This window comes from Marihabitans asiaticum (genome assembly GCF_007828725.1).
Taxonomy (GTDB): domain Bacteria; phylum Actinomycetota; class Actinomycetes; order Actinomycetales; family Dermatophilaceae; genus Marihabitans; species Marihabitans asiaticum.
On the sequence record NZ_VIUW01000002.1, the window covers coordinates 23939 to 36745 of the forward strand.

The window sequence follows — 12807 nt, forward strand, 5'->3', positions numbered from 1 at the left end:
CAGGAAGCTGCGGAGCGTCCAGCGGGGGCGGACCAGGGGCTCGGCTCCTCACTCGATGTGTCCCGGCTCACGCTCGCCGTTACGCTGCGCGCATGGACAAGGTCGTCTCCACCGCAGCCGAGGCCGTCGCCGACATCGGTGACGGCGCATCCCTGGCCGTGGGCGGGTTCGGGCTCTGCGGCATCCCGAGCGTGCTCATCGCCGAGCTGAAGCAGTCGGGGGTGAGCGGGCTGCGCTGCGTGAGCAACAACTGCGGGGTCGACGACTGGGGCCTCGGCCAGCTCCTCGGGGGCGGGCAGATCGCGCGGATGCAGTCCTCGTACGTCGGTGAGAACAAGGAGTTCGCCCGCCAGTACCTCTCCGGCGAGCTCGAGGTGGAGCTCACCCCCCAGGGCACCCTGGCCGAGAAGCTCCGCGCGGGCGGCTCCGGCATCGCCGCCTTCTACACCCGGACCGGCGTCGGCACCCAGATCGCCGACGGCGGGCTTCCCTGGCGCTACGACGCCAACGGCGAGGTCGCCCTGGCCTCACCGCCCAAGGAGACCCGGACCTTCGAGGTCACCGAGGTCGGCCCCGACGGCGATGCGGTGAGCGCCGAGCACGAGTTCGTCCTCGAGGAGGCGATCAGCACCGACTTCGCCCTGGTCCGGGCGTGGAAGGGGGACCGGCACGGCAACCTCGTCTTCCGCACCACCTCGCGCAACTTCAACCCGTTGTGCGCGATGGCCGGTCGGGTGACGATCGCCGAGGTCGAGGAGCTCGTCGAGCCCGGCGAGCTCGACCCCGACGAGATCCACCTGCCCGGCATCTACGTCACCCGGGTCGTGGAGCTCACCGACGAGCAGGCCGCGGACAAGCGCGTCGAGAAGCGCACCGTCACCCCGACCGAGACCAAGGAGGCCTGAGATGGCGCTCACCCGTGAGGAGATGGCGGCCCGCGCCGCCGACGAGCTGCAGGACGGCGACTACGTCAACCTCGGGATCGGCCTGCCGACGCTCGTGCCCAACTACGTGCCCGACGACGTCGAGATCGTGCTGCAGTCCGAGAACGGGATCCTCGGGGTGGGCCCGTACCCGAGCGAGGACGCGGTCGACCCCGACCTCATCAACGCTGGCAAGGAGACGGTCACCCTGCGCAGGGGGGCGAGCATCTTCGACTCCGCCACGTCGTTCGCGATGATCCGCGGCAACAAGGTCGACGCCGCGATCCTCGGCGCGATGCAGGTCGCAGCCAACGGCGACATCGCGAACTGGATGATCCCCGGCAAGATGGTCAAGGGCATGGGCGGGGCGATGGACCTCGTCCACGGGGCGCGCAAGGTGATCGTCCTCATGGAGCACGTCGCCAAGGACGGCTCGCACAAGATCGTCCCTGACTGCACCCTGCCGCTGACCGGCAAGGGCGTGGTCCAGCGGATCATCACCGACCTCGCGGTCCTCGACATCCGTGGCGGTCACGACGGCAGCACCGAGGTTCCCGGGGTGGTCGTGCGTGAGCTCTCCCCCGGCGTCACCGAGGACGAGGTGCGCGAGCGGACCGGGGTGCCCGTCACCTTCGAGCTGGGCTGAGGCAACCGGGCGAAGGGGGGTGAGCTCACCCCCCTTCGCTTCGCTCAGGGACGCTCGCCCGCCCGGGCCAGGCTGGCCGGGCTGGTGAGGAAGCCGATCCCCCATGACCAGTGCATCGTCGCGAGCACCACCGGGACCCGCGCGCGCACTCGCGCCGGTTCCCCCGCGGAGATATACCAGCCGCCGGCGACGACCGCGCCGAGGTACCCGAGCGGGACCACCAGCGCCGGGCGCCACCGCACGCCGATCACCGCCGCGGCGGTCGACGCGGCCACCATCGCGGGGGCAGCGAGGTAGCGGGCGTTCGCGGTCCCCGGGTGGCGACGGGCGACGACCCTGCGCCACCGGCCGTAGTTGAGGTACTGGTCGAAGAGCCGGGCCGCCGAGCTGCGCGGGCGGTAGGTGACGACGAGCTCCGGGGTGAACCAGACCCGCCCGCCGGCCCCCCGGAGGCGGTGGTTCATCTCCCAGTCCTGCGCGCGCGCGAAGTGCGGGTCGTAGCCGCCGACGGACTCCAGGGCCGCACGGCGGAAGACGCCGAGGTAGACCGTGTCGACCTCGCCGGCGGCCCCGCCGACGTGGAACCGGGACCCGCCGACACCGAGAGGGCTCTTCATCGCCACGGCGACGGCCCGCTCGAAGGGGGTACGCCCCTGGGCGTCCATGACCCCGCCGACGTTGTCGGCTCCGGTCTCCTGGAGCACCCGCACCGCGGTGCTCAGGTAGTCGCGAGGGATCTCGGCGTGGGCGTCCACCCGCGCCACGACCTCGCCGCGGGTCGCGGCGATCGCCGCGTTGAGGCCGTCGGGGGTGCGGCCGCTCGGATTGTCGACGGTGCGGACCCGGGGGTCGCTGCGCGTCAGCTCGGCGGCGACCTCGTGCGTGCGATCGGCGCTCGGCCCGAGCGCGAGCACCACCTCGAGGGCACCGTCGTAGTCCTGGTCGAGCACCTGGCGGACCGAGTCACGCAGGTGGGCCTCCTCGTCGAGGACCGGCATCACCACGCTGACGTCGGGCAGGTCGGTCGTCGCACTCCTCACGAAGACAAGTATGGGGGTCTGGAGTTTTGCTGCCGGTGACCCTCAGCCGACGCCCTTAGTGTGTCGCCATGCCAGACGACCGACGACGGAGCTCTCGCCGGGACGACGACGACGCCCTGACCTTCGACGTGCGTCGCGGGCGCGGCGAGGAGCGGCCCCGTGGCGCCCGGCCGCGTCCCGACGGGCAACGCAGGCCCTCATCGACGCGCCGACCCGCCCCTGGCCGGTCGGCGGACGAGACCGCTCGCGCCATCCCCACGGGCTCGCGCGCGCGGCCCGAGCAGCCGCGCCGACCGGCCCGCCCCGAGCGGGCCGGAGCGTCCTCCTCCGGAGCTCGCGGCGACGGCGCGCCGCGGACCCGGGCGATGCCGGCGGCCTCGTCTGCGCCACGGCGACGCGCCGAGCCCGCCCCGTCGGGCCGGGCCCGCCCGCCGCGTTCGTCCGGCCCTCCCCGCACCGCCGCGCGACCACCGCGGCGGCGGCGCAACCCCCTTCGCACCCTCGGGATCGCCCTACTCTGCCTCGTGCTGCTCTGGGGCGGCGCGACGATGTGGGCGGTCAGCTCGGCCTGGGGCAAGGTCGAGCGGGTCGACGCCACCCCAGAGGGTGAGCGGGCGCAGAGCGAGGGGCGCAACGTCCTGCTCGTCGGCAGCGACGCCCGCGAGGACATGACCCGCGAGGAGCGCGAACGACTCGGCACCGGCCACGACCTCGGCGGCCAGCGCACCGACTCGATCATCCTGCTGCACACCGGCGGTGACCGGCCGGTGCTCATGTCGATCCCCCGCGACTCCTACGTGGAGATCCCCGGGCACGGGATGAACAAGATCAACGCCGCCTACTCGATCGGGGGTGCGAAGCTGCTCGGCCAGACCGTCGAGCAGAGCACCGGGCTGCGCGTCGACGGGTACATGGAGATCGGCTTCGGCGGCTTCGCCCAGGTCGTCGACGCGGTCGGCGGGGTCGACATCTGCGTCCCGCGCGACATGGACGACCCCAAGGCGCACATCAATCTCAAGAAGGGCTGCCAGACCCTGGACGGCAAGAACGCCCTGGGGTACGTGCGAGCCCGATACTCCGACCCCGAGGGCGACATCGGTCGCGCCAAGCGCCAGCGTCAGTTCCTCGGCGCGCTCATGGGCCAGGTCGCGACGCCGAGCACCGTGGCTCAGCCGTGGCGGATCCACTCGATCGGATCGGACTCCGCCGGAGCCCTGACCGTCGGGGAGGACGACTCGATGCTCGAGACCGCGCGCGCCTTCCTGGCGATGAGGACCGTGGCGAAGGGGGACGGCGACTCGGTCGTCGTGCCGGTGGCCAACGCCAACCTGCCGACGGCCGCGGGCACGGCCGTGGAGTGGGACCAGGCCCGGGCGCAGGCCCTCTTCGAGGACCTGCGGACGAACCGCCCCCTGTCGGTGAAGCCCACGAGCTGACCGCCTGCCGGGCACCCCGTGGCGGGGTGGCCGCACCGCGCCGACTACCGTGCGCTGCATGAGCGAGACCATCAGCAGGATCGGGATCATCGGGTGCGGCCTCATGGGCGCGGGCATCGCCGAGGTGTGCGCGAAGGCCGGCAGCGACGTCATCGTCGTCGAGTCCGACGACGAGCGGGCGAAGGCCGGGCGCGCGCGCCTGGAGAAGTCGCTGACCCGCGCGCAGGAACGCGGCAAGATCGACGACGCCGCCGCCGTGCTGGAGCGGGTCCAGGTCGTCACCGAGATCGCTTCGCTCGCCGACCGGCAGCTCGTCATCGAGGCCATCGTCGAGGACGAGCAGGCCAAGGTCGACCTCTTCGCCCGCCTCGACGAGGTGGTCACCGACCCCGAGGCGATCCTCGCGTCGAACACCAGCTCGATCCCGATCGTCAACATCGCGGGGGCGACGAGCCGGCCGCAGCAGGTGATGGGGGTGCACTTCTTCAACCCGGTCCCGGTGCTCCGGCTGGTCGAGCTCGTCCCGGCTCTCACCACCGCCGACGCCACGCTCGAGCGCGCACGCGAGTACGTCGAGGGGACGCTCGGCAAGGAGGCGATCGTCTGCCAGGACCGCGCCGGCTTCGTCGTCAACAGCCTGCTCATCCCCTTCATCCTCAGCGCCGTGCGGATGTACGAGGGCGGCTTCGCGACCGCCGAGGACATCGACAAGGGCATGGTGCTCGGCGCCGCCCACCCGCAGGGCCCGCTGGCCCTGGCCGACCTCATCGGGCTGGACACCTGCCTCTCGGCGGCGGAGTCGATGTACGCCGAGTACAAGGAGCCCCTGCACGCCCCTCCGGCCCTGCTGCGCCGCATGGTGTCCGCGGGCCACCTCGGCCGCAAGAGCGGCAAAGGCTTCTACGACTACTCCTGACCGGCCCCCTCCTTCGCAGATCCCCGGGGAACCTCAGACGAACGGCCCCACCCCTTCGCAGATCCCCGGGGAACCTCAGACGAACGGCCCCACCCCTTCGCAGATCCCCGGGGAACCTCAGACGAACGGCACAGCCCACGCACGGACCACGGTCCGCGCGTGGGCTGTTGCGTGGAGGCGCACTCCAGCGGGTTGACACCTATACCTCGGGGGGTATCGTGTTCAGCAACAGATACCCCCATAGGTATAAGGAGAAGGCGTGAACGCCCCTGTCATCCGCACGATCGAGACCGCCAGCCTCGGCGACCGCTCGTACCTGGCCCATGACGGTGAGGTCGCGGTCGTCGTCGACCCGCAGCGAGACATCGACCGCGTCCTGCACCTTGCCCGCGACGAAGGGGTGCGCATCACGCACGTCTTCGAGACCCACATCCACAACGACTACGTCACCGGCGGTCTTGCGCTGGCGAAGGAGACCGGCGCCGGCTACTACGTCAACGCCGACGACGAGGTCTCCTTCGAGCGCACCCCGATCCGCGACGGCGAGGTGGTCAAGGTCTCCCCCGGCATGCGGGTGCGGGCGATCCACACTCCCGGGCACACCTTCACCCACCTCTCCTACGCGCTGGAGAGCGTCGACGGCGACGAGATCGACGCTGTGGCCGTCTTCACCGGCGGCTCCCTGCTCTACGGAGCAACCGGACGCCCTGACCTGCTCGGTGCTGAGCACGCCGAGGAGCTGGCCCACCACCAGTTCGCCTCCGCCCACCGGCTCACGCGCGAGCTCCCCGACTCCGCCGACGTCCTTCCCACCCACGGCTTCGGCTCGTTCTGCTCGGCCGGGTCCACCGGCGACACCACCGAGTCCACCATCGGCAAGGAGCAGGAGCACAACCCCGTGCTCACCGACGAGGAGGACGCCTGGGTGCAGTCCGTCCTCGACGGACTGGGCGCCTACCCGGCCTACTACGCGCACATGGGACCGTCGAACAGCGCCGGACCGGACGCGGCCGACCTCACCCCGCCCAAGCTCGCGGACCGAGAGACCATCGCCGCTGCCCTCAAGGCCGGCGAGTGGGTGATCGACCTGCGCACCCGGACCGCCTACGCGGCCGGCCACGTCCAGGGCAGCGTGAACTTCGGCGTGGACGGGCAGATGTCTACCTACCTCGGCTGGATCGTGCCCTGGGGCTCCTCGCTCACCCTGCTCGGCGAGAGTCCGGAGCAGGTCGAGGAGGGCCAGCGCGAGCTCAGCCTGATCGGCTTCGACGAGGTCCGGGCCGCAGCCAGCGGCTCCCCCGCCGACTGGACCGACCAGCCGCTCGGTCGGCTCGAGCGCGCCGTCTTCGGTGACCTGGCCCAGGTGCGTCACCACCGCCCGGTCACCGTGCTCGACGTGCGCCAGAGCGGCGAGTACGAAGGGGGACACATCGAGGGCGCGGTGAACGTCCCGCTCCACGAGATCGTCGCCCGGGCCGATGAGGTGCCCGCCGGAGAGGTCTGGGTGCACTGCGCCGGCGGGTACCGGGCGTCGATCGCCGCCTCGATCCTCGCCGCCCAGGGGCGCTCGGTCGTCGCCGTCGACGACTCCTTCGACGAGGCGAAGGCCGCCGGCCTGTCGATCACCTCGCCCGCCTGACCCGGTGGCGCCCCTGCTCCTCGCGGCAGCCGTCGGGCTGGCTATCGGGCTCACGCTCGGCGCGCTCGGCGGCGGCGGGTCGATCCTCGCCGTCCCGGCCCTGGTCCTGCTGCTCGGCCAGGACGCGACCGCGGCGACCACCACGTCGCTCCTCGTCGTCGGCATCTCCTCCCTCGTGGGCATGGTCCCTCACGCCCGGGCGGGGAGGGTGCGGGTGGCGCAGGCGCTGGTGATCGGCGCACTCGGCACTCTCGGCTCCTTCGTCGGCTCCCGCCTTTCTTCGGCTGTCGACGACGCAGTCCTCATGACCGCCTTCGCGGCGCTCATGGCCGTCGTCGCCGTGCTCATGCTGCGGCGCACGGAGAGCGACGGCCCGGTCCGGGGTCTGGGTCCGATCGTGACGCGACGGCCGTTCACGATCTCCTGGCCCAGGGTCGGCGCGCTGCTCGTCCTCGCGAGCGTGATCGGGCTGCTGACCGGCTTCTTCGGGGTCGGCGGTGGGTTCCTCGTCGTGCCGGCCCTGGTGCTCGTCCTCGGGTTCGACATGCGGGTCGCGGTCGGCACCTCGCTGCTCGTCATCGCCGTGAACTCGGCGACCGCACTGGCCTCACGGGCGGGTGGCACCGGAGTCGAGCTGGACTGGGCCCTGGTGCTCACCTTCACCGGCATGACGGTGCTCGGCACCCTCGCCGGCGGCCGGGTCGCCGATCGCCTGCCCACGCAGCGCCTGAACCAGGCCTTCGCCGGTCTCGTGCTCGTGGTCGCCCTGGTCACCGCAGCGACCAGCGTCCCCGACCTGCTCTAGCCCCCTGAGCCGCCCCTGCCCCTCGACATCTCAGCCCCATCTGCAGCCACCCGGACCTGGCGTCCGACCCCTGACGAAGGAGAAACCTCACCCATGACCATCACGACCACTCCCCGATCCCTCGACGCAGCCGCCCTGCACGAGCTCCTCGACGGAGCGCAGGCGCCGGTCATCGTCGACGTGCGTGCCGCGCCGGAGTTCGAGACCGCGCACATCCCCGGCTCCGTGCACATCCCGCTCGACCTGCTCCAGGCGCATCCTGAGCGGATCGTCGACGCGCTGGCCGACGACGTCGTCCTCGTCTGCCGCTCCGGCAACCGCGCTGCTCAGGCCTCGGACACCCTCGAGCGCAGCCACAGCGGCGCCCGGGTGCTCGACGGCGGCATCCTCGCCTGGGAGATGGCAGGCGGGCCACTCACCCGTGGTCGCCCGGCGTGGGAGCTCGAGCGTCAGGTCCGCCTCGTCGCAGGAGGGATCGTCCTCGCCTCGGTGCTGGCGAGCACGGTCGCCCCGAGGGCCAAGTGGGTGGCCGGCGCCATCGGGACCGGGCTGACCGGCGCCGCACTCACCGACACCTGCGCCATGGGCGCCCTGCTGTCCCGGCTGCCCTACAACCGTCGCGGCGCCCCCGAGGTCGAGGACGTCGTGGAGCGGCTCGCCGGCTGACCGGCGCCTGGGCGCTGGCAGGCGAAGGGGGGTCAGCGCCCGCCGGTTCGACCGGCCAGCAGCTGACGGGCCATGACCACCCGCTGGATCTCGTTGGTGCCCTCGTAGATCTGGGTGATCTTGGCGTCTCGCATCATCCGCTCGACCGGGAAGTCGCGGGTGTATCCCGCACCGCCGAGGAGCTGCACGGCATCGGTCGTGATCTTCATCGCGACATCCGAGGCGAAGCACTTCGCGGCTGCGCCGAAGAACGGCAGGTCCTCGTCCATCCGCTCCGACTTCGCCGAGGCGACGTACACCATCTGCCGGGCCGCCTCGAGCTGCATGGCCATGTCGGCGAGCATGAACTGGATCCCCTGGAACTGCGCGATGGCCTTGCCGAACTGCTGACGCTCCGTGACGTAGGCCACCGCCTGGTCCAGGGCACCCTGCGCGATCCCGACCGCCTGGGCGCCGATCGTGATCCGGGTGTGGTCGAGGGTGCGCAGGGCGATCTTCAGACCCTCGCCCTCGGCGCCGACCATCCGGTCGCCAGGAAGGCGGACGTTGTCGAAGTGCAGCTCACGGGTCGGGCTGCCCTTGATGCCGAGCTTGCGCTCCTTCTCGCCGAAGGTGAAGCCCTCGTCGGACTTCTCGACGACGAAGGCGGAGATGTTGCGTCCGCGCTCACCGTCGGGATCGGTCACGGCGAGCACGGTGTAGAAGTCAGAGACGCCGGCGTTGGTGATCCACGCCTTGCTCCCCTTGAGCACCCAGTCCTCGCCGTCGCGGGTCGCCTTGCAGCGCATGCCGGCGGTGTCCGAGCCGGCCTCGCGCTCGGAGAGCCCGTAGGAGAAGAAGCTGGCACCCGAGGCCAGAGCGGGGAGGTACCGGCCCTTGAGGTCCTCGCTCCCGGCGAGGATCACCGGCATCGACCCGAGCTTGTTCACGGCCGGGATGAGACCCGAGCTGGCGCAGGCGCGGGAGACTTCCTCGATGATGATGCTCACCGCGAGCGCGTCGGCCCCCACGCCGTCGTACTCCTCCGCGACGTGTGCCGCGTGGAAGTCGGCGGCGACGAGCGCGTCGTGCGCCTCCTGCGGGTAGCGGCTCTCCTCGTCGACGGCGGCGGCGAAGGGGACGATCTTGTCCTCCGCCACGGCGCGCACCGCCTCGCGGATCGCCTCGTGGTCCTCAGAGATGCGGAAAAGGTCCTCGGTGGTCACGACTCGCATGCTACGTCCGGGCCGTCGCCACCCCACCCGGCTGGGCGTGTGGCCTTCGCCTCAGCCGCTCCCTGCGGGCCGGACGGCCCGCTCCCGTCGAGCGGCCCTCAGGCCCCCAGGAGTCCGAGAAGCACCTCAGGAGTCGGAGCCGAAGAGGTCGCGGGTGTAGACCTTGTCGGCGACGTCGGCCAGGTCATCGGTCCGGCGGTTGGCCACGATGAGATCGCTGAGCGCCTTGAACTCCTCCCGGTCCCGGATCACCCGTGACCCGAAGAAGGTCTCCTCCTCCAGCTCGGGCTCGAAGACGACGACCTCGACCCCCTTCGCCTTGATCCGCTTCATGATCCCCTGGATCGAGGAGGCGCGGAAGTTGTCCGAGCCGCTCTTCATGATCAACCGGTGGATGCCCACCACCCGCGGCTGGTGGCGCAGGATGTCCTCGGCGACGAAGTCCTTGCGGGTGCGGTTGGAGTCCACGATCGCCTGCATGAGGTTCTGCGGGACGTCCTGGTAGTTCGCCAGCATCTGCTTGGTGTCCTTGGGCAGGCAGTACCCGCCGTAGCCGAAGCTGGGGTTGTTGTAGTGCTTCCCGATCCGCGGGTCCAGACCGACCCCCTCGATGATCTGACGCGTGTTCAGCCCGTGGGTCGCGGCGAAGGTGTCGAGCTCGTTGAAGTACGCGACCCGCATCGCGAGGTAGGTGTTGGCGAAGAGCTTGATCGCCTCGGCCTCGGTGGAGTCGGTCAGCAGGACCGGCACGTCGGACTCCTCGCTGGCCGAGAGCAGCAGGTCGGCGAACTGCTGCGCCCGGTCGCTGATCTCACCGACGACGATGCGGGAAGGGTGGAGGTTGTCGTGCAACGCCTTGCCCTCGCGCAGGAACTCCGGGGAGAACACGATGTTCTCGCTGCCGGTCCGCTCCCGCAGCGACGCGGTGTACCCGACCGGGATGGTCGACTTGATGACCATCGTCGCGTCGGGGTTGATCGCCAGCACGTCGGCGACCACGCTCTCCACGGTCGAGGTGTTGAAGTAGTTGGTCTGCGGGTCGTAGTCGGTCGGGGTGGCGATGATGACGAAGCGGGCATCGCCGTAGGCGTCCTGCTTGTCCAGGGTGAACCGCAGGTCCAGCTCACGCTCGTCGAGGAAGGCCTGGATGTCCACGTCCTGGATCGGGCTGCGCCGCCGCTCGAGCATCGCCACCCGCTCCTCGTCGATGTCGAAGCCGACGACCTCGCACACCTGCGAGAGCAGCACCGCCATCGACAGCCCCACGTACCCGGTCCCGACCACAGCGATCTTGGTAGTCACGCGCCATTGCTATCACAGGCCCAGGGGGCTTGACTGGGGCCATGACCCTGACGCACCAGAACGACGACGACGTCATGCGCATGCTCATCAACGACCCCGGCAGGTGGGTCGTCGTGGGGCTGTCGAACAACAGGGAGCGAGACGCCTTCCACGTGGCCCGCTGGCTCAAGATCGAGATGGGCAAGACGATCATCCCGGTCCACCCCGACGCCGAGGAGGTCGACGGCGACACCGGCTACGCCACGATCGGCGACATCCCGGACGGGACCGACGTCAAGGTCGTCGACTGCTTCGTCGGCAGCGACCAGGTCGGCGCGGTCGTGGACGAGGCGATCGCGCACAAGGACCGGCTCACCATCGACGCGGTCTGGATGCAGCGCGGGGTGATCGACGCCGCGGCCGCCGAGCGCGCGCGGGAGGCCGGGCTGCTCGTCGTCATGGACACCTGCCCCAAGATCGAGTGGCGGCGGCTGCGGGCGGAGGGCTCGCACCGCTGAGCGCAGGCCCCTCCCGCACCTCGGCAGGCGAAGGGGTCAGAGCTGGCGGCGCAGCGCCTCCCCCTTCGCGTGGGCGGTCTGGCGCAGCTCCTCGGCGTGGTCGACGAGCGCCTGCCGCAGGCGACCGGCCTCCTCCCCATCGCCGGCGGCGAGGACCCGCGCGGCCAGCAGCCCGGCGTTGCGCGCGCCGCCGACGGCGACCGTGGCGACCGGGATGCCTGCGGGCATCTGCACGATGGAGAGCAGCGAGTCCAGCCCGTCGAGGTGCTTCAGCGGCACCGGCACGCCGACGACGGGCAGCGGGGTGACCGCGGCGAGCATGCCGGGCAGGTGCGCTGCGCCCCCTGCCCCGGCCACGATGACCCGCAGCCCGCGCTCGGCCGCGGAGCGCCCGTACTCGATCATCTCCGTCGGCATCCGGTGGGCGGAGACCACGTCGGCCTCGTAGGCCACGTCGAGCTCGTCGAGCACCTCGGCGGCCGCGCGCATGACCGGCCAGTCGCTGTCGCTACCCATGACGATCCCGACGACGGGGGTGGTCTCACTCACGGATGGCTCCTTCGATGTAGTCCGCGGCGTGCCGGGCCCGGGCGCGCAGGCCGCCGAGGTCCTCTCCGCTCACGGTGACGTGGCCGATCTTGCGGCCCGGGCGGACCGCCTTGCCGTACAGGTGGACCTTGAGCTCGGGGTCTCGTGCCATGACGTGGCGGTAGCTGCTGTACAGCTCCTCGTCGTCGCCGCCGAGGACGTTGGCCATGACGGTCCACGGCGATCGCGCCGCCGGAGAGCCCAGCGGCAGGTCGAGGACCGCCCGCAGGTGCTGCTCGAACTGGCCGGTCACCGCACCGTCCATGCTCCAGTGCCCCGAGTTGTGCGGGCGCATCGCCAGCTCGTTGACGACCACCTCGCCTGCGGGCAGCTCGAACATCTCGACGGCGAAGACCCCGGTGACGTCGAGCGTGGCGGCGATGGTCAGGGCGACATCGATGGCTCGCTGTGCCAGCGCCTCGGAGAGCCCGGGGGCGGGTGCGAGGACCTCGGTGCAGATCCCGTCTCGCTGCACGGTCTCGACCACCGGCCACACGGTGGCCTGACCGCTCGGGCTGCGCGCCACGAGCACCGCCAGCTCGCGCTCGAAGGTGACCTTCTCCTCGACGAGGAGGGTGCCCCCTTCGCCCGTCACCCGCGTCAACCACTCACCCGCGCCCGCCACGTCGTCGACGACGAGCACGCCCTTGCCGTCGTACCCCCCAGTCGGCGTCTTGAGCACGACCGGCCAGCCATGAGCGTCGGCGAACCGCTCGAGGTCGGCCGAGTCGCGCACCTCGGCCCAGGCCGGGCAGGGCACGGCCGCCGCCGTGAGTCGTCGGCGCATCGCCAGCTTGTCCTGCGCGTGACGAAGGGCATCGGGCCGGGGGTGCAGCACCACGCCGTCCGCCTCGAGCGCCGTGAGGACCTCAGCGGGGACGTGCTCGTGGTCGAAGGTCACGACGTCGCACTCCCGGGCGAAGGCGCGCACCGCATCGACGTCGGTGTGCGACCCGATCACGCTGCTCGGGACCACGAGCGCGGCGCTGTCCCATGGGTCGGCCGCGAGCACGCTGAGGGTGACACCCAGCTCGGTCGCAGGACCCGCGCACATCCGCGCGAGCTGCCCGCCACCGATGATGCCGACGACGGGGAATCCTCCTGGGGCACGACGCGGTGAGGTCACGAGACAGGA

The 12807-nt window shown here is 71.3% G+C and carries 13 protein-coding genes; 8 read left to right on the forward strand and 5 right to left on the reverse strand.

All coding sequences use genetic code 11. The features are described 5' to 3' along the window. The first annotated feature begins 92 nt into the window (after positions 1–92). Together FB557_RS04695 and FB557_RS04700 are read left to right on the forward strand one after the other, a co-directional pair. Complete coding sequence (locus FB557_RS04695; RefSeq protein ID WP_144856152.1) at positions 93–905, forward strand: CoA transferase subunit A; 813 nt, start codon at positions 93–95, stop codon at positions 903–905. A gap of 1 nt (position 906) precedes the next feature. Further along, positions 907–1569, forward strand: a complete 663-nt coding sequence (locus FB557_RS04700) for a 3-oxoacid CoA-transferase subunit B (RefSeq protein WP_144856154.1) — start codon at positions 907–909, stop codon at positions 1567–1569. 44 nt (positions 1570–1613) lie between these two features. Here FB557_RS04700 and FB557_RS04705 read toward each other — a convergent pair whose 3' ends face one another. Beyond that, positions 1614–2609 (reverse strand): glycosyltransferase family 2 protein, encoded by a 996-nt coding sequence (locus FB557_RS04705; RefSeq protein WP_281290043.1) that lies wholly within the window; start codon positions 2607–2609, stop codon positions 1614–1616. Positions 2610–2677: 68 nt separating this feature from the next. On the opposite strand from FB557_RS04705, the gene FB557_RS14505 reads away from it, so the two are divergent. The 5 genes from FB557_RS14505 to FB557_RS04730 all read left to right on the forward strand — a co-directional run bounded on the left by FB557_RS14505 (position 2678) and on the right by FB557_RS04730 (position 8071). Next, on the forward strand, positions 2678–4045 hold the full coding sequence (locus tag FB557_RS14505) for an LCP family protein (RefSeq protein WP_246074453.1): 1368 nt from the start codon (positions 2678–2680) through the stop codon (positions 4043–4045). A gap of 58 nt (positions 4046–4103) precedes the next feature. Continuing rightward, on the forward strand, positions 4104–4961 hold the full coding sequence (locus FB557_RS04715; RefSeq protein ID WP_144856156.1) for a 3-hydroxybutyryl-CoA dehydrogenase: 858 nt from the start codon (positions 4104–4106) through the stop codon (positions 4959–4961). Positions 4962–5220: 259 nt separating this feature from the next. After that, positions 5221–6600: an MBL fold metallo-hydrolase gene (locus FB557_RS04720; protein ID WP_144856157.1), complete on the forward strand. Its 1380-nt coding sequence runs from the start codon at positions 5221–5223 to the stop codon at positions 6598–6600. Between the two features lie 4 nt (positions 6601–6604). Continuing rightward, positions 6605–7405, forward strand: coding sequence for a sulfite exporter TauE/SafE family protein (locus FB557_RS04725; RefSeq protein WP_170236193.1), 801 nt, complete (start codon positions 6605–6607; stop codon positions 7403–7405). Between the two features lie 93 nt (positions 7406–7498). After that, positions 7499–8071, forward strand: coding sequence for a rhodanese-like domain-containing protein (locus FB557_RS04730; RefSeq protein WP_144856159.1), 573 nt, complete (start codon positions 7499–7501; stop codon positions 8069–8071). Between the two features lie 32 nt (positions 8072–8103). On the opposite strand, the gene FB557_RS04735 is transcribed toward FB557_RS04730, so the two are convergent. Both FB557_RS04735 and FB557_RS04740 read right to left on the reverse strand, forming a co-directional pair. Beyond that, the gene (locus FB557_RS04735) at positions 8104–9276 is read right to left on the reverse strand and encodes an acyl-CoA dehydrogenase family protein (RefSeq protein ID WP_144856161.1); all 1173 of its coding nucleotides are present in this window, start codon (positions 9274–9276) and stop codon (positions 8104–8106) included. 135 nt (positions 9277–9411) lie between these two features. Then, positions 9412–10587, reverse strand: a complete 1176-nt coding sequence (locus FB557_RS04740; RefSeq protein WP_211356491.1) for a nucleotide sugar dehydrogenase — start codon at positions 10585–10587, stop codon at positions 9412–9414. Positions 10588–10628: 41 nt separating this feature from the next. On the opposite strand from FB557_RS04740, the gene FB557_RS04745 reads away from it, so the two are divergent. Continuing rightward, on the forward strand, positions 10629–11084 hold the full coding sequence (locus tag FB557_RS04745; protein WP_144856163.1) for a CoA-binding protein: 456 nt from the start codon (positions 10629–10631) through the stop codon (positions 11082–11084). A 36-nt stretch (positions 11085–11120) separates the two neighbouring features. Here FB557_RS04745 and purE read toward each other — a convergent pair whose 3' ends face one another. Then, positions 11121–11600, reverse strand: a complete 480-nt coding sequence (purE, locus tag FB557_RS04750; protein ID WP_144857085.1) for a 5-(carboxyamino)imidazole ribonucleotide mutase — start codon at positions 11598–11600, stop codon at positions 11121–11123. A 25-nt stretch (positions 11601–11625) separates the two neighbouring features. Beyond that, positions 11626–12798, reverse strand: a complete 1173-nt coding sequence (locus tag FB557_RS04755; RefSeq protein WP_144856165.1) for a 5-(carboxyamino)imidazole ribonucleotide synthase — start codon at positions 12796–12798, stop codon at positions 11626–11628. Between the last annotated feature and the right edge of the window lie 9 nt (positions 12799–12807).